The following is a 15134-nucleotide window of genomic DNA, read 5'->3' as shown; positions in this document are numbered from 1 at the left end:
TCAGCAGCCGGTGAGGCGCTTGGCCAGGTAGTCACGCACCCCGTCGAGCGCGATGCGTTCCTGCGTCATCACATCGCGCTCGCGCACCGTCACGGCCTGATCCTGCAGCGTCTCGAAGTCCACGGTCACGCAGAACGGCGTGCCGATCTCGTCCTGACGCCGGTAGCGGCGCCCGATCGCGCCGGCGTCGTCGAACTCGACGTTCCAGCACCGCCGCAACTCGGCGGCCAGGTCACGGGCCTTCGGGCTCAGGTCGGCGTGCCGCGACAGCGGCAGCACGGCCGCCTTGACCGGCGCCAGCCGCGGGTCAAGGCGCAGCACCGTGCGTTTCTCCATGGCGCCCTTGGCATTCGGCGCCTCGTCCTCGGTGTACGCGTCGATCAGAAACGCCATGAACGACCGCGTCAGCCCCGCGGCCGGCTCGACCACATACGGGACGTAGCGGGTGTCGGTGCCCTGGTCGTAGAACGACAGGTCGACCCCGGAGTGCTTCGAGTGCGTCGACAGGTCGAAGTCGGTGCGGTTGGCCACACCCTCCAGCTCACCCCACGGGTTGGTCTGGAAGCCGAACTTGTACTCGATGTCCACCGTGCGGTCGGAGTAGTGCGACAGCTTGTCCTTCGGGTGTTCGAACAGCCGCAGGTTGTCCCGGTTGATACCAAGGTCGATGTACCACTGCAGCCGGGTGTCGATCCAGTACTGGTGCCACTGCGGCGCGGTCGACGGCTCGACGAAGTACTCCATCTCCATCTGCTCGAACTCGCGGGTGCGGAAGATGAAGTTGCCGGGGGTGATCTCGTTGCGGAAGCTCTTGCCGATCTGGCCGATGCCAAACGGCGGCTTCTTGCGCGACGTCGTGACCACGTTGGCGAAGTTCACGAAGATGCCCTGCGCGGTCTCGGGCCGCAGATAGTGCAGCCCCTCCTCGGTCTCGATCGGGCCGAGGTAGGTCTTGAGCATCATGTTGAACTCGCGGGGCTCCGTCCACCGGCCCGGCTCGCCGGTGTCGGGGTCGCGGATGTCGGCCAGCCCGTTGGGCGGCGGGTGGCCGTGCTTGGCCTCGTAGGCCTCGATGAGATGGTCTGCGCGGTAACGCTTGTGGGTGATCAGCGACTCGACCAGCGGGTCATGGAAGACCTCGACGTGCCCGGAGGCCGCCCACACCTCGCGGGGCAGGATGATCGACGAGTCGATGCCGACGACGTCGTCGCGGCCGGTGACCACCGCCTGCCACCACTGCCGCTTGATGTTCTCCTTGAGCTCGACACCGAAGGGCCCGTAGTCCCACGCCGACTTCGTGCCGCCGTAGATCTCGCCGGACGGGAACACGAACCCGCGCCGCTTGGCCAGGTTGACGACGGTGTCGATGATGGACGCCACGAGGGCTTTGTCTCCTGTTGTGTCGGGTTGGTGCGGTCGTTCGGTCGTCGGGTCGGCGTCGGGTCGGCGTTGGGTCGGCGTCGGGTCGGCGTCGGTCGGCGTCGGTCGGCGGGACCAGCCATACAGCCTAGCGATGCGTTGACATGCGTGATCACGCATGTATGGTGGGACATCGGAATGGAAACCATTTTCAGCAATGGGTTGGCGCACCGCCACGGCGGCGAGCCGCCGGCGCTGCCGACGCGGGATGTGCTGGACACCGCCGGTGACCTGCTGCGCGCGCTTGCCGCGCCGGTGCGGATCGCGATCGTGCTGCAGCTGCGGGAATCCGCGCGCTGCGTGCACGAGATCGTCGACGCGCTGGGCGCGCCGCAGCCGCTGGTCAGCCAGCACCTGCGGATCCTGAAGGCCGCGGGCGTCGTCGCCGGGGAACGATCGGGCCGCGAGGTGCTCTACCGCCTGGTCGACCACCATCTGGCGGACATCGTCGCGGCCGCGGTCACCCACGCCGGGGAGGAGCCGACGTGACCGCGGCAACGCCCCGCTCCACGCGCCAGCGCGCCGCGATCACCGCGCTGCTGGACAACCTCGACGAATTCCGTTCCGCCCAGGAGATTCACGACGAACTGCGCCGCCGCGGCGAGGCGATCGGGCTGACCACGGTGTACCGGACACTGCAGCAGATGTCGGCCACCGGTGCGGTCGACACGTTGCGCGCCGACACCGGCGAGTCGGTGTACCGGCGGTGCTCGGAGAACCACCACCACCACCTGGTGTGCCGGGCCTGCGGCTTCACCGTGGAGATCGAGGGCGGCGACGTCGAGGCCTGGGCCGCCGAAGTCGCCAAGACACACGGCTTTTCCGAGGCCAGCCACACGATCGAGATCTTCGGCACGTGCGCCGCCTGCGCGGGCGATCGGCCGCTGTCGCGAGCGGAACGCAAGGCCTAGCCGGTCAACCCGCGGCGCACGTCCGCGCCCGTACTGAGCACCATCAGGATCAGCGTGCGCAGCGCGTCGTCGGTGAGCCCGTTGCCGGGGAAGTTGTAGCGCAGCAGCACCTCGCCGACGCGTTTGTCTTCCACGAGCGCGACCGTGCCCAGCATCGTGGCGCGGGCATATTCGGCGATCTTGGCCCGAATTCGCCTGTCCACCGGGATATCCCACGCCAGGATCTGCGACAGCGACACCAGGTCGAGGTCGTCGGCGACGCTCACCACGCGCAGCGACGCCAACGTGCCGTCATGGCGGACCGTCAGCGCGCCGTCGTCCTCTTCGGCGATCGCGACAAGGCCCTCGAGCGCCGCCCTCAGACGACGCTGCAGCTCCGGCCGGGCCACCTGATCCCGCCCGGTGCCTAGTGCCCGCCGAATCTGCGGTTGCGGTCCGCGTATTGCAGGCACGCGTCCCACAGGTCGCGGCGGTCGTAGTCCGGCCACAGCTTGTCCTGGAACACGTACTCGGCGTAGGCCGACTGCCACAGCAGGAAGTTGCTCGCCCGCTGCTCCCCGGAGGTGCGGATGAACAGGTCCACGTCGGGTATGTCGGGGCGCTGCAGGTGCTCGGCGACCGTCTCCTCGCTGATCCGGTCCGGGTCCAGCCGGCCGGCGGCCACCTCCTGCCCGATTTTGCGGGCAGCCTCCGCGATTTCGGTGCGACCGCCGTAGTTGACGCAGTAGTTGACGGTGATCACGTCGTTGTCGAACGTCATCTCCTCGGCGATCTCGAACTCCTTGATCACGCTGCGCCACATCCGGGGCCGTGAACCGACCCAGCGCATGTTCACGCCCATCTGATCGAGCACGACGCGGCGCCGCCGCACCACGTCACGGTTGAAGCCCATCAGGAAGCGGACCTCCTCGGTGCTGCGTTTCCAGTTCTCCGTCGAGAACGCGTAAACGGACAGCGACTTGATGCCCAGTTCGATGGCGCCGCAGGTGATATCGATGAGCACCGCCTCGCCCATCTTGTGACCCTCGGTGCGGTTCAGGCCGCGCTGGGTCGCCCAGCGGCCGTTTCCGTCCATGACGATGGCCACGTGATTGGGCATCTGCTCGGCGGGAATCCGAGGCGCGGCGGCCTTGGAAACGTGCTGCGGCGGCCGGCGCGGACCACCGTCGGGGGCGGGCGGCAACTCCGGGAAGTGAACCGGCCACGTCGACTTGTCCGGGAAGACCGGGTAGTCGTCGGGCGGCGGCGCCAGTTGCGGGAACGGTGCGGCGTCCCTGCGGTCAGCTTCCCGCAGCAAGCTGCTCACCCGGTTCCTCGCCATGGGCTTCATCCTGCCTGACCAGCGCCAGTTGATGGTCGGCGGCCGCGGGTTCGACCCGCTGGACGCGTTCCACCAGCGGCAATGTACGCAACTGACGTTCGAGGTGCCACTGCAGGTGCGCGGCCACCAGGCCGCTGGCCTGGCTGCGGTGCGACTGCGGTGCGGCCTGCGCGAACTCCCAGTCGCCGTCGTGCAGCGCCGACATCAGCTCCAGCACACCCTGGGGCGGGGTGGCCGATCCCGCGGGCCTGCAGTGCACGCACACGCTGCCGCCCGCCCCGACGTGAAACGCCCGGTGCGGGCCCGGGGCCGCGCAGCGGGCGCACCCGGCGAGGGCCGGCGCCCAGCCGGCGATCCCCATCGCGCGCAGCAGATACGCGTCGAGCACCAGTTCGCCGGGACGGTGGCCGTCGGCCACCGCGCGCAGCGCCGCGACGGTGAGCCGGTGCAGCGCCGGAACCGGGGCGCGTTCCTCACCGGCCAGGCGCTCGGCGGTCTCCAGCACCGCGCACGCGCAGGTGTAGCGGCCGTAGTCGCTGACGATGTCGGTGGCGAACGCGTCGATGGCCGCAACCTGCGTGACGATGTCCAGGTTCCGGCCGGGATGCAGCTGAACGTCGATGTGGGCGAACGGCTCCAGCCGGGCACCGAACCTGCTGCGGGTTCGCCGCACACCCTTGGCCACCGCGCGCACCAACCCGTGCTCACGGGTGAGCAGGGTGACGATCCGGTCGGCCTCGCCGAGCTTGTGCTGGCGCAGCACCACCGCCCGGTCCCGGTACAGCCGCATTGGCCCAGTTTGGCACTGCATTCGGATAAAACCGGTACGCGGGGCCGATTAACCTCGCAGCCATGGCGGCGTTTCCGGCGCGGTTCCCCACCCTGGCCGGCCAGCTCTACCAGCTGGCCACCGGCAGCGTGAGTTCCGACGAGCTGGTGCGACGCTCACTGCATGCGATCACCGCCAGCCAGTCCACGCTCAACGCGTTCCGGGTGGTGCTCACCGAGCAGGCGCTCGCCGACGCCGCCGAAGCCGACCGCCGCCGCGCCAACGGCGATCAGGCGCCGCTGCTCGGGGTGCCGATCGCGGTCAAGGACGACGTCGACGTCGCCGGTGTGCCCACCGCGTTCGGCACCGACGGCCACGTCCGGCCCGCGACGCACGACGCCGAGGTGGTGCGCCGGCTGCGGGCGGCGGGCGCCGTGATCGTCGGCAAGACCAACACCTGTGAGTTCGGGCAGTGGCCGTTCACCAGCGGTCCAGGCTTCGGCCACACCCGAAACCCGTGGTCGCGCAAGCACAGCCCGGGCGGGTCGTCGGGCGGCAGCGCGGCGGCCGTGGCCGCCGGGCTCGTCGCCGCGGCGATCGGCTCCGACGCCGCCGGCAGCATCCGCGTCCCCGCGGCGTGGACGCATCTGGTCGGGATCAAGCCGCAGCGGGGCCGCATCTCCACCTGGCCGCTGCGCGAGGCGTTCAACGGCATCACCTCCTACGGGGTGCTGGCCCGCACGGTCACCGACGCCGCGCTGCTGCTCGACGCGGCCTCGGGCAACGTCAGCGGCGACCTGCACACGCCGCCGCCGGTGCGGGTGTCCGCGCATGTCGGCGTCGCGCCGGGGCCGCTGAAAATCGCGATGTCGCTGCGGTTTCCGTTCACCGGATTCCGGGCACGGCTGCACCCCGAAATCCTCGCCGCGATGCAACGCGTCGCCGGGCAACTGGAGTCGGCCGGCCACACCATCATGGAGGGCGACCCGAACTACGGCCTGCGGTTGTCGCTGAGCTTTCTGGCCCGCTCGACCTCCGGGCTGCTGGACTGGTCGGAACGGGTCGGCGACGGCGTGGTCCTCGACCGGCGCACGAGGGCCAACATGCGCCTGGGCCGGCTGCTGTCGGAGCACGCTTTGAGACGGGCCCGGCGTGCCGAGGCCGCCGCCCAGCGCCGCATGGGCTCGATCTTCGACACCGTGGACGTGGTGCTGGCCCCGACCACCGCGCAACCGCCGCCGCTGGCGCACGCGTTCGACAACCTGGGCGGGCTGGGCACCAATCGGGCGATGATCGCCGGCTGCCCGGTGTGCTGGCCGTGGAACGTGGTGGGCTGGCCGTCGATCAACGTGCCGGCCGGCTTCACCGCCGACGGCCTGCCGATCGGCGTGCAGCTGATGGGCCCGGCTTGCAGCGAGCCGCTGCTGGTGTCGCTGGCCGCGGAGCTGGAGGCTGTCAGCGGCTGGGCGGCGCGGCAGCCCGACGTGTGGTGGAACACGCCGCTGTTGCGGGAGCGGTCGGCGGGCGTGAGTTAGTCGGCGGGCGCGAGTTAAAAGCCGAGCCGGCCAAGCTGTTTGGGGTCGCGCTGCCAGTTCTTGGCGATCTTGACGCGCAGATCCAGGTAGACCCTGGTGCCGAGCAGCTTCTCGATCTGGGTGCGGGCCGCGGTGCCGACCTCACGCAACCGGGCGCCGCCCTTGCCGATGACGATGCCCTTCTGGCTGGGCCGCTCCACGTAGAGGATCGCGTGCACGTCGATCAGGTCGTCGCGCCCCTCGCGCGGAGCGACCTCGTCGATCACGACGGCCAGCGAATGCGGCAGCTCGTCGCGCACGCCCTCCAGTGCGGCCTCGCGAATCAGCTCGGCCATCAGGACTTCCTCCGGTTCGTCGGTGAGCTCGCCGTCGGGGTAGAACGCCGGGCCCGGCGGCAACCTGGCGGAGAGCACGTCGATCAGGGTGTCGACGTTGTCGCCGCGGGTCGCCGACACCGGCACGATGTCGGCGGCGGTGGGGCCGTCTTCGCCGCTCACCAGCTCGCCGACCGCGGCGAGTTGGCTCGCCAGTTTGTCCCTGGACACCTTGTCGATCTTGGTGACGACGACGACCAGCGTGGTGTTCGGCGCCATCGTGCGGATCTGCTGGCAGATCCACCGGTCCCCCGGCCCTATTCCCTCGTCGGCCGGGATGCACAGGCCGATCACGTCGACCTCGGAGTAGGTGGCGCGCACCAGGTCGTTGAGCCGCTGGCCCAGCAGCGTGCGGGGCCGGTGCAGGCCGGGCGTGTCGACGATGACGAGCTGAAAGTCGTCGCGGTGCACGATGCCCCGGATCGTGTGCCTGGTGGTCTGCGGCCTGCTGGACGTGATCGCCACCTTCGCGCCGACCAGCGCGTTCATCAGCGTCGACTTGCCGGTGTTCGGCCGGCCGACGAAACACACGAATCCCGAACGGAAGCCTGCGACCTCGGCCACGACGCTACGTCGCCGAGCTCGCCGAGCGTGAACACAGTGCGAAAATCGGCGTGATTTTTCGCAGAGGTTTCACGCTCGGCGCTGTCATGGCAGGACCTCTCCGGTTCGGTCGGTGACGATGATCGCGGCGTCCGGCGACAGTTCACGCACCGCGGCGACGCCGGCGTCGTCCGCCGGCCCGCCGAGCAGCACCGCGGCCTCGAGCGCGGTCGCGCCGCTGGACACCGCCGCGGCGACGGCGGCCTGCAACGCCGTCAGGCGCAGCGACGACAGGGCCACCGGCGCACCGGCATACGTGCGGCCGTCGGCGTCGCGCACCGCCGCACCGCTGGCCGCGTCGGCCCGGCCCATCGCGCCGCGGGCGAGCACCACGAGCTTGGCGTCTTCGGTGTCGAGCCGGTCAGTCACCGTGGCTGTCCTCCTCGGGTCCGGCGGGGTCGACGAGCACGGTCCCGACCCGCACCCGGCCGCGCTGATCCTCACCGCCCTCGGCGCGCAGCCGCAGCCCGTGCGAAACCACCTCGGCGCCGGGCAGCGGCACGCGGCCGAGTTCCAGCGCCAGCAGGCCGCCGACGGTGTCGACGTCGAGATCCTCTTCGAACTCCACATCGTAGAGCTCGCCGAGGTCCTCGATCGGCAGCCGTGCGGACACCCGAAACTTCTTGTCGGGCAGCTCCTCGATCGGCGCGACCTCATCGGTGTCGTACTCGTCGGCGATCTCGCCGACGATCTCCTCCAGCACGTCCTCGATCGTCACCAGCCCCGCGGTGGCCCCGTATTCGTCGACCAGCAGCGCCATGTGGTTGCGGTCGCGCTGCATCTCGCGCAGCAGCTCGTCAAGCGCCTTGGAGTCGGGCACGAACACCGCCGGACGCATCACCTCGGCGACCTTCGTGTCGCGTCCCCCATTGTTGGAGTAATACGTCTGCTGCACAAGGTCTTTCAAATACACCACGCCGACGATGTCGTCGACGTTCTCGCCGATCACCGGGATGCGGGAGTGCCCGCTGCGCACCGCCAGCGACGTGGCCTGGCCCGCCGATTTGTCCGACTCGATCCACACCATCTCGGTGCGCGGCACCATCACCTCGCGGGCAGGCGTGTCGCCGAGCTCGAAGACGGACTGGATCATCCGGCGCTCGTCGGCGGCCACCACGCCGCGCTGCTGGGCGAGGTCGACGACCTCCCGCAGTTCGATCTCGGAGGCGAACGGCCCGTTGCGGAAGCCGCGCCCCGGTGTCAGCGCGTTGCCGATGAGCACCAGAAGGCGGCTGATCGGCGCGAGCAGCACCGAAATCATCTGCAGCGGAACCGCCGACGCCAGCGCGATCGGATAGGCGTGCTGGCGGCCGATGGTCCGGGGCCCGACACCCATGACCACGAAGCTGACCACGACCATGATCGCCGCGGCGACAACCAGACCCCACTTCAGGCCCAGATCCTCGTAGAGGTAGGCCACCAGCATCACCGTCGCGGCCACCTCGCAGGTAATGCGCAGCAGCACGATCAGGTTGATGTAGCGCGGCCGCTCGGCGATGACCCGGGCCAGCCGCGTGGCGCCGGGGCGTTCGTCGCGGATCATCTCCTCGACCCGGGCCATCGACACCGTCGAAATCGCGGCGTCGATGGCCGCGAACAATCCGCCCAGGCCGATCAACACGATCGCGCCGACGAGCGGACCGATGCCAGTCACGGTTGGTCGAAATGCCTTGACTTGTCGAGCAGCCGCCGGTCTTTCTCGCTCTGGCGGTCCTTGTGGTAGGCCTGCACCTGGTCGGCGACCCACTCCTCGAGAAGCCGGCGCTGCAGCGCGAACATCTCCTTCTCCTCGGCGGGTTCGGCATGGTCGTAGCCCAGCAGGTGCAGCACGCCGTGGATGGTCAGCAGGGCCAGCTCATGGCCGAGGCTGTGCCCCGCCGCGGCGGCCTGCCCGGCCGCGAACTCCGGGCACAGCACGATGTCGCCGAGCACCGAGGGCCCGGGCTCGGGCGCGTCGGGGCGCCCGCCGGGCTCCAGCTCGTCCATCGGGAAGCTCATCACGTCCGTCGGGCCCGGCAGGTCCATCCAGCGCATGTGCAGGTCGGCCATCGCCGCCTTGTCCAGCAGGACCATCGACAGCTCGGCGGCCGGGTGCACGTTCATCTTGTCGATGACAAACCGCGCGACGCTGATCAGCTCGGCCTCGGAGACGTCGAGGCCGGACTCGTTCGACACCTCGATGCTCATGCGGCGACCGTCATCGGGTCCGGTGGGAGCGGGCGCCCGAGGCCCGTCGCTGGGCGCGGTTCATCGCCAGCGGCGCTTCCTCGGCGCGGGCGTAGGCGTCGACGATCTCGGACACCAGCCGGTGGCGCACCACGTCGGCGCTGTTGAGTTCCGCGACGTGGATGTCGTCGATGCCGTCGAGGACGTCGACCGCGGCGCGCAACCCCGACGTCGCCCCGCCGGGCAGGTCCACCTGGGTGACGTCGCCGGTGACCACGATCTTGGAGCCGAAACCCAGCCGGGTCAAAAACATCTTCATCTGCTCGGCGGTGGTGTTCTGCGCCTCGTCGAGGATGATGAACGCGTCATTGAGCGTGCGTCCACGCATGTATGCCAGCGGCGCCACCTCGATCACCCCGGCGCTCATCAGCTTCGGGATCAACTCGGCGTCCATCATGTCGTGCAACGCGTCGTAGAGCGGGCGCAGGTACGGGTCGATCTTCTCGCTCAGCGTGCCGGGCAGAAAGCCAAGGCGCTCACCGGCTTCCACCGCCGGACGGGTCAGGATGATGCGGGTGACCTGCTTGGTCTGAAGTGCGTTGACCGCCTTGGCCATCGCCAGATACGTCTTGCCGGTGCCCGCGGGTCCGATGCTGAACACGACCGTGTTGGCGTCGATCGCGTCGACGTAGCGCTTCTGGTTGAGCGTCTTGGGCCGAATCGTCTTGCCGCGCCGCGACAGAATGTCCAGCGAGAGCACCTCCGCCGGCGATTCGTTGCTGCTGCCGGTCAGCATGGCGATGCTGTGGCGGACGACCTCGGGGGTCAGCGCCTGGCCACCCGACACCAACGCGATCAATTCGGTGACCACCCGTTCTGCCAGCGCGACGTCGGCCGGGCTGCCCGACAAGGTGAGGGTGTTGCCGCGCGCGTGCAGATCCGCGGCCAGGGTGCGTTCGAGCGCCCGCAGGTTCTCGTCGGCGGAGCCGAGCAGGCCCACGATGAGGTCGGGCGGAACATCAATGCTGCTCCGTACGGTGGGGGTCGATGTCGGGGCAGCGGTTGTTTCGCGGGGCGTCACGTGGTTTCTGTTGCCTGCTTTCTCCGGTGGCGGGCGTGCTGGAACTGCCACCAGTCTACCGCCGCAGGCCAGAGGCCCCAAGCGGCTAGCCCCAGCGCGGGGTGAGCACGCCGAGCGCGCCGAGGGCGACCGCCGCGGCGGTGGAGGTGCGCAGAATCGCCGGGCCCAGCCGGACCGGGACCGCCCCGGCGCCGGTCAGCGCCTCGATCTCGTCCTCGGCGATGCCGCCCTCCGGCCCGACCAGCAACGAGATCGAATCAGCCTGCGTGACGAGGTCTTTCGACAGGACCCCGGCGGCCTGGGCGTGCAGGGTCAGCACGGCCGCCCCGGCGGCGACGTCATCGGCCACCCGACGGGCGAGCTCGGCCGTCGACAGCGGCCCGGTGACCCCGGGGATGTGCGGCCGGCGCGACTGCCGCGCGGCCGACCGCGCGACGGCGCGCCACCGGCGCAGGCCCTTGCCGGCCCGCTCGCCGTCCCAGCGCGCCACGCAGCGCGACGCCTGCCAGGCGACGAACGCATCGGCGCCGGCCTCGGTGGCCAATTCGATCGCCAGCTCCGATCTTTCGGATTTCGGCAGCGCCTGCACGACGGTGACCGCCGGCGCGGGCAGGGACACGGTCCAACGCTTCAGCACGCGCGCCCGCAGCCCGCGACGGTCGGCGCCCTCAACCTCGCACCAGGCCAGCTGCCCAGCGCCGTCGCCCAGCATGAGCCGTTCACCGGGCCGGATGCGGCGCACGGTCGCCGCGTGGAACCCCTCGTCGCCGACCACGCCGGCCAGCGCGCCGACGTCGGGTAGCGCGTCGACGTAGAACAGCGCGCCGGCCATCGGGCGCTCTAGCGGCCGGTGAAGGTCTCGCGCAGCCGGCTGAACAGGCCGCCGCCCGCGGCGGCGTTGGTCGGCCTGACCTCGGCCGCGTCGCCGCGGCGGCGCTTTTTCAGCTCGCGCAACAGGTCGGCGTCGTGGTGATCGAGCCGGCTGGGCACCACGACCTCGACGTGGGCGTGCAGGTCGCCGCGGGTGCCGGACCGCAGGTGCGGCATACCGTGCCCGCGCAGCGTGGTGACCGACCCCGGCTGAGTGGCCGCCGCAATGGTGATCTCCGTGGGCCCGTCGAGGATCGCGTCGACGGTCACGTTGGTGCCCAGCGCGGCGTCGACCATCGGGACCGCGAGCGTGCAGTGCAGGTCGTCGCCGTCGCGGACGAAGATGTCATGCGGCTGCTCGTGCACCTCCACGTACAGGTCACCCGCCGGGCCGCCGCCCGGGCCGACCTCACCCTGGGCGGCCAGCCGGACCCGCATGCCGTCGCCCACCCCGGCCGGGATCTTGACGGTGATGTCGCGGCGGGCCCGCACCCGCCCGTCGCCGCCGCAGCGGAAGCACGGGTCGAGGATGACCTCGCCGACGCCGCGGCAGGTCGGGCACGGCCGCGACGTCATCACCTGGCCCAGCAGGGACCGCTGCACGCTTTGCACCTCGCCCCGGCCGCCGCAGGTGTCGCAGCGCACCGGGCCGGAGTCGCCGTTGGTGCCCCTGCCCTGGCACTTGTCGCACAGCACCGCGGTGTCGACGGTGACCTGCTTGGCGACCCCGGTCGCGCAGTCCTCCAGGGTCAGGCGCAGGCGCAGCAGCGAGTCCGAGCCGGGGCGCACGCGGCCGATCGGGCCGCGCGACGCCCCGCCGCCGCCGAAGAACGCCTCGAACACATCGCCGAGCCCGCCGAAGCCGCTGGTGAACCCGTTGCCGGCCGAGACCGACTCCAGCGGATCGCCGCCGAGGTCGACGATGCGCCGCTTCTCCGGGTCGCTGAGCACCTCGTAGGCGGCGCTGATCTCCTTGAACCGGGCCTGCGCCTCGTCGTCGGGGTTGATGTCGGGATGCAGCTCGCGGGCCAGCCGCCGATAGGCGCGCTTGATCTCCGCGTCGCTCGCGTTCCTGCTCACCCCGAGCAGGCCGTAGTAATCCCGTGCCACTGCCGGCCTTCCTGCCGCACCATCGGCGGCCTAGGACTTCTGCCGCACTATCGGCGGCCTAGGACTTCCCCTATATACATCGCAACCGCAGCGACACTAGCGATAGTTCCCGGGTAGTCCATTCGAGTGGGACCCAACACACCCATCCCGCCGTAAACCGTGCCGGGCGCGCCGTAGGTGGTGGCGACCACCGACGTTCCGGCCATCTCCTCGACCTCGGTCTCGTGGCCGATGCGCACGGTCACCTTGCCCGCCTCCTGCTGCGCGGCCAACAGCCGCAGTACCACGACCTGCTCCTCGAGCGCCTCGAGGATCGAGCGCAGCGAGCCGCCGAAGTCGGCGGTGTTGCGGGTCAGGTTGGCCGTACCGCCGAGCAGCAGCCGGTCTTCGGCGTGCTCGACGAGCGACTCCAGCAGCACGCTCGCCGAACGCCCGACCGCGTCGCCGAGCGTGCCGCCCAGTCCCATCTGGACGGCAAGGTCGGCGACGGCCGCCGACGCCGCCGACAACCTCTTGCCGTCCAACGCCCCACCGAGCATGTCCCTCAACTGGGCCAGCTGGTGGTCGTCGATCACGTCGCCGAGCTCCACGACACGCTGATCCACCCGGCCGGAGTCGGTGATCACCACGAGCAGCAGCCGCGCCGGCGTCAGTGCCACCACCTCGAGGTGGCGGACCGTCGAGGCCGACAGGGTCGGGTACTGGACGACGGCGACCTGGCGGGTGAGCTGCGCCAGCAGGCGCACCGCGCGGCGCAGCACGTCATCGAGGTCAACGCCGGACTCGAGGAAGTTCTGGATCGCCCGGCGCTCGGCTGCCGACAAGGGTTTGACGTCGTCGAGCCGGTCGACGAACTCGCGGTAGCCCTTCTCCGTCGGCACGCGGCCCGAGCTGGTGTGCGGCTGGGTGATGTAGCCCTCCGCCTCCAGTACCGCCATGTCGTTGCGGACCGTGGCGCTGGACACACCGAGGTTGTGCCGCTCGACCAACAACTTCGACCCGATCGGTTCCCTGCTGGAGACGAAGTCGGCGACGATGGCGCGCAACACCTCGAAGCGACGCTCTTCGGCATTTCCCATCTGGTTCACCTTCCGATCGGTTCCATTTTACGTTGGCCAACTGGGGCGATGCCCGGTCTGCGGGTTCATGGATGGCATTTCGGCCCGCGGCGACTAGCCTTCTGGGACATGGTGACGGGCGGACGATGGGTGGATGATTTACCCGCATGATCTTCAAGGGCGTCCGCGACGGCAAGCCATATCCGGAGCACGGCCTGTCCTATCGGGACTGGTCTCAGATCCCGCCGCGCCAGATCCGGCTCGACGAGTTGGTCACCACGACAACGGTCTTGGCGTTGGACCGGCTGCTGTCGGAGGATTCGACGTTCTACGGCGACCTGTTCCCCCATGCGGTGAAGTGGAACGGCGTCGTCTACCTGGAGGACGGGTTGCATCGCGCGGTGCGCGCCGCGCTGCGCAACCGGGTGGTGCTGCATGCCCGGCTGTTCGACATGGATGCGCTGCGGCCGCAGAAGAAGATGTAGCGCGTCACACCCGGGCGCCCCCACGGGTCGACGTGGTAGGACCACGACAGGAGGGGTTTGCAATGCCACGTCTTGACCCGGTGCCCGACCGCGACGCCACGCTCGGCACCAAGATCGCGTACTTCTTCACCAAACGGCGCTTCGTGCGGATGACCGGCCGTGCGCCCGCCTCGATGCTCGAGCCGCTGCAGATCTACGCACACATCCCGAAGCTGCTGTCCGGGTACGGGCGACTCGAGCAGGCGGTGGCCGGGCTCGACCTGCTCGACCGGCGGCATCGCGCGCTGGCCGAATTGAAGGCCGCGACGACCACCCGGTGCGAGTACTGCATCGACATGGGCTCGCAGATCGCCCGGGGCTGGGGCCTGACCGACGAGGAGCTGCTGGCGCTGCCGAACTTCGGTGAGGCCGCATGCTTCTCCGAGGTCGACAGGCTGGTCCTTCGGTACGCGACCGCGATGAGCCGAACCCCCGTCGACGTGAGCGACGAGCTGTTCGCGGCGCTGCGCCGCCACTTCGACACCGCCCGGCTGGTCGAGCTGACCCACGTGATCGCGCTGGAAAATCTGCGGGCCCGGTTCAATTTGGCGCTGGGTATCGGGGCGGCCGGCTTCAGCGAGGGCGCGGTATGCGCGCGACCGGACTGACCGGGCGGTTCGAGCGGGAGCGGCCACGGCTGAAGGGGCTGGCCTACCGGATGCTCGGGACGCTCACCGACGCCGAAGACGCGGTGCAGGAGGCGTGGATCCGGCTGAACCGGGCCGACACCGACGACGTGGACAACCTGGGCGCCTGGCTCACCACCGTCGTGGCACGCATCTGCCTGAACATGCTGCGGGCCCGCCACGCCCGCCACGACGAGGTACTCGTCGCGCAGATCCCCGATCCGATCGTCGACCCGGTCGGCGAGTGCGACCCCGAGCATCAGGCGCTGCTGGCCGACGCGGTGGGTCTGGCGCTGTTCGTCGTGCTGGAGACACTGCCGCCGCCGGAGCGGCTCGCGTTCGTGTTGCACGACGTGTTCGCGCTGCCGTTCGACGAGATCGCGCCGATCGTCGAGCGCTCACCCGGGGCCACCCGCCAGCTCGCCAGCCGCGCCCGGCGACGCATCCAGGCGGCCCACCCGACGCCGGACGGCGACATGTCGGCGCAGCGCCCGGTGGTGGACGCATTCTTCGCCGCGGGCCGGCGCGGCGATCTCGACGCGCTGGTCGCGGTGCTGAATCCCGGCGTCGAGCTGCGCGGAGACTTCGGTCCCGGGCGGACGGTGTCGGCTCGCGGCGCGGCGGCGGTGGCCCGGCTCGCGAAGTCCTATGCCGGCCTCGACACCGACGTGCGGCCCGCGGCTGTCAACGGCGCCGCCGGCGCGGTCATCCTGCGGGCGGGGCGGCCGGTGTCGATCATGGGATTCGTCGTCACGGCCGGAGCCGTC

The 15134-nt window shown here is 70.3% G+C and carries 18 protein-coding genes; 6 read left to right on the top strand and 12 right to left on the bottom strand.

All coding sequences use genetic code 11. The features are described from left to right. Positions 1 to 1380 (bottom strand): glycine--tRNA ligase, encoded by a 1380-nt coding sequence (locus VKG81_RS09260; protein WP_324395628.1) that lies wholly within the window; start codon positions 1378 to 1380, stop codon positions 1 to 3. Positions 1381 to 1557: 177 nt separating this feature from the next. Here VKG81_RS09260 and VKG81_RS09255 point away from each other — a divergent pair, with 177 nt between their 5' ends. After that, positions 1558 to 1908, top strand: a complete 351-nt coding sequence (locus VKG81_RS09255; RefSeq protein WP_324395631.1) for a metalloregulator ArsR/SmtB family transcription factor — start codon at positions 1558 to 1560, stop codon at positions 1906 to 1908. Further along, a complete protein-coding gene (locus VKG81_RS09250; protein ID WP_324395627.1) occupies positions 1905 to 2330 on the top strand; it encodes a Fur family transcriptional regulator in 426 nt (141 codons plus the stop codon). Before VKG81_RS09255 ends, VKG81_RS09250 begins: the two co-directional genes overlap by 4 nt. Here the strand turns inward: VKG81_RS09250 and VKG81_RS09245 are convergent. The 3 genes from VKG81_RS09245 to recO are packed head-to-tail and all read right to left on the bottom strand — an operon-like array spanning position 2327 to position 4441. Beyond that, positions 2327 to 2719 carry a hypothetical protein gene (locus tag VKG81_RS09245; protein ID WP_324395625.1) on the bottom strand — a complete coding sequence of 131 codons (393 nt, stop codon included), beginning with the start codon at positions 2717 to 2719 and terminating at the stop codon, positions 2327 to 2329. The two genes, VKG81_RS09250 and VKG81_RS09245, sit on opposite strands and share 4 nt — an antisense overlap. A 17-nt stretch (positions 2720 to 2736) precedes the next feature. After that, positions 2737 to 3651, bottom strand: a complete 915-nt coding sequence (locus VKG81_RS09240; protein WP_414685207.1) for a decaprenyl diphosphate synthase — start codon at positions 3649 to 3651, stop codon at positions 2737 to 2739. Beyond that, positions 3611 to 4441, bottom strand: a complete 831-nt coding sequence (gene recO, locus VKG81_RS09235; RefSeq protein WP_324395624.1) for a DNA repair protein RecO — start codon at positions 4439 to 4441, stop codon at positions 3611 to 3613. The genes VKG81_RS09240 and recO overlap by 41 nt, the downstream gene beginning before the upstream one ends. Before the next feature lie 62 nt (positions 4442 to 4503). Here recO and VKG81_RS09230 point away from each other — a divergent pair, with 62 nt between their 5' ends. Then, complete coding sequence (locus VKG81_RS09230; RefSeq protein ID WP_324395623.1) at positions 4504 to 5955, top strand: amidase; 1452 nt, start codon at positions 4504 to 4506, stop codon at positions 5953 to 5955. Between the two features lie 14 nt (positions 5956 to 5969). Here VKG81_RS09230 and era read toward each other — a convergent pair whose 3' ends face one another. From era to hrcA, 8 genes are all read right to left on the bottom strand, one after another. Next, on the bottom strand, positions 5970 to 6893 hold the full coding sequence (gene era, locus VKG81_RS09225; RefSeq protein ID WP_324395622.1) for a GTPase Era: 924 nt from the start codon (positions 6891 to 6893) through the stop codon (positions 5970 to 5972). An 84-nt stretch (positions 6894 to 6977) separates the two neighbouring features. Then, positions 6978 to 7244 (bottom strand): cytidine deaminase, encoded by a 267-nt coding sequence (locus tag VKG81_RS09220; RefSeq protein WP_324395629.1) that lies wholly within the window; start codon positions 7242 to 7244, stop codon positions 6978 to 6980. A 49-nt stretch (positions 7245 to 7293) separates the two neighbouring features. Then, positions 7294 to 8586, bottom strand: a complete 1293-nt coding sequence (locus VKG81_RS09215; protein WP_324395621.1) for a hemolysin family protein — start codon at positions 8584 to 8586, stop codon at positions 7294 to 7296. Further along, entirely contained in the window at positions 8583 to 9119 is a 537-nt protein-coding gene (gene ybeY / locus VKG81_RS09210; protein ID WP_324395620.1) for an rRNA maturation RNase YbeY, read from the bottom strand. Before ybeY ends, VKG81_RS09215 begins: the two co-directional genes overlap by 4 nt. Positions 9120 to 9129: 10 nt before the next feature. Next, positions 9130 to 10179, bottom strand: coding sequence for a PhoH family protein (locus VKG81_RS09205; RefSeq protein WP_324395619.1), 1050 nt, complete (start codon positions 10177 to 10179; stop codon positions 9130 to 9132). 85 nt (positions 10180 to 10264) lie between these two features. Beyond that, the gene (locus VKG81_RS09200) at positions 10265 to 11011 is read right to left on the bottom strand and encodes a 16S rRNA (uracil(1498)-N(3))-methyltransferase (RefSeq protein WP_324395618.1); all 747 of its coding nucleotides are present in this window, start codon (positions 11009 to 11011) and stop codon (positions 10265 to 10267) included. 8 nt (positions 11012 to 11019) lie between these two features. Further along, positions 11020 to 12159, bottom strand: a complete 1140-nt coding sequence (gene dnaJ, locus VKG81_RS09195; RefSeq protein WP_324395617.1) for a molecular chaperone DnaJ — start codon at positions 12157 to 12159, stop codon at positions 11020 to 11022. A 47-nt stretch (positions 12160 to 12206) separates the two neighbouring features. Next, positions 12207 to 13238: a heat-inducible transcriptional repressor HrcA gene (hrcA, locus tag VKG81_RS09190; protein WP_324395616.1), complete on the bottom strand. Its 1032-nt coding sequence runs from the start codon at positions 13236 to 13238 to the stop codon at positions 12207 to 12209. A 146-nt stretch (positions 13239 to 13384) separates the two neighbouring features. Here hrcA and VKG81_RS09185 point away from each other — a divergent pair, with 146 nt between their 5' ends. The 3 genes from VKG81_RS09185 to VKG81_RS09175 form a co-directional block, all read left to right on the top strand. Next, positions 13385 to 13702: a type II toxin-antitoxin system VapB family antitoxin gene (locus VKG81_RS09185; RefSeq protein WP_324395615.1), complete on the top strand. Its 318-nt coding sequence runs from the start codon at positions 13385 to 13387 to the stop codon at positions 13700 to 13702. 62 nt (positions 13703 to 13764) lie between these two features. Further along, positions 13765 to 14349 (top strand): carboxymuconolactone decarboxylase family protein, encoded by a 585-nt coding sequence (locus tag VKG81_RS09180; protein WP_324395614.1) that lies wholly within the window; start codon positions 13765 to 13767, stop codon positions 14347 to 14349. Continuing rightward, positions 14331 to 15134 (top strand): sigma-70 family RNA polymerase sigma factor (locus VKG81_RS09175; RefSeq protein WP_324395613.1); only part of this gene is annotated, 804 nt, incomplete at its 3' end. The genes VKG81_RS09180 and VKG81_RS09175, both read left to right, overlap by 19 nt.

The organism is Mycobacterium sp. (genome assembly GCF_035314905.1).
Lineage (GTDB): Bacteria > Actinomycetota > Actinomycetes > Mycobacteriales > Mycobacteriaceae > Mycobacterium.
Note: the sequence above shows the minus strand (reverse complement) of the source record. Positions and strands in the feature narration are given on the sequence as shown.

Excerpts from the sequence above, each read along its gene's own strand:
- VKG81_RS09230 (WP_324395623.1), top strand. The coding sequence starts at position 4,504 with ATGGCGGCGTTTCCGGCGCGGTTCCCCACCCTGGCCGGCCAGCTCTAC.
- VKG81_RS09180 (WP_324395614.1), top strand. The coding sequence starts at position 13,765 with ATGCCACGTCTTGACCCGGTGCCCGACCGCGACGCCACGCTCGGCACC.
- hrcA (WP_324395616.1), bottom strand. The coding sequence starts at position 13,238 with ATGGGAAATGCCGAAGAGCGTCGCTTCGAGGTGTTGCGCGCCATCGTC.
- VKG81_RS09185 (WP_324395615.1), top strand. The coding sequence starts at position 13,385 with ATGATCTTCAAGGGCGTCCGCGACGGCAAGCCATATCCGGAGCACGGC.
- VKG81_RS09240 (WP_414685207.1), bottom strand. The coding sequence starts at position 3,651 with ATGGCGAGGAACCGGGTGAGCAGCTTGCTGCGGGAAGCTGACCGCAGG.
- VKG81_RS09220 (WP_324395629.1), bottom strand. The coding sequence starts at position 7,244 with ATGGGCCGGGCCGACGCGGCCAGCGGTGCGGCGGTGCGCGACGCCGAC.
- VKG81_RS09200 (WP_324395618.1), bottom strand. The coding sequence starts at position 11,011 with ATGGCCGGCGCGCTGTTCTACGTCGACGCGCTACCCGACGTCGGCGCG.
- recO (WP_324395624.1), bottom strand. The coding sequence starts at position 4,441 with ATGCGGCTGTACCGGGACCGGGCGGTGGTGCTGCGCCAGCACAAGCTC.
- VKG81_RS09255 (WP_324395631.1), top strand. The coding sequence starts at position 1,558 with ATGGAAACCATTTTCAGCAATGGGTTGGCGCACCGCCACGGCGGCGAG.
- ybeY (WP_324395620.1), bottom strand. The coding sequence starts at position 9,119 with ATGAGCATCGAGGTGTCGAACGAGTCCGGCCTCGACGTCTCCGAGGCC.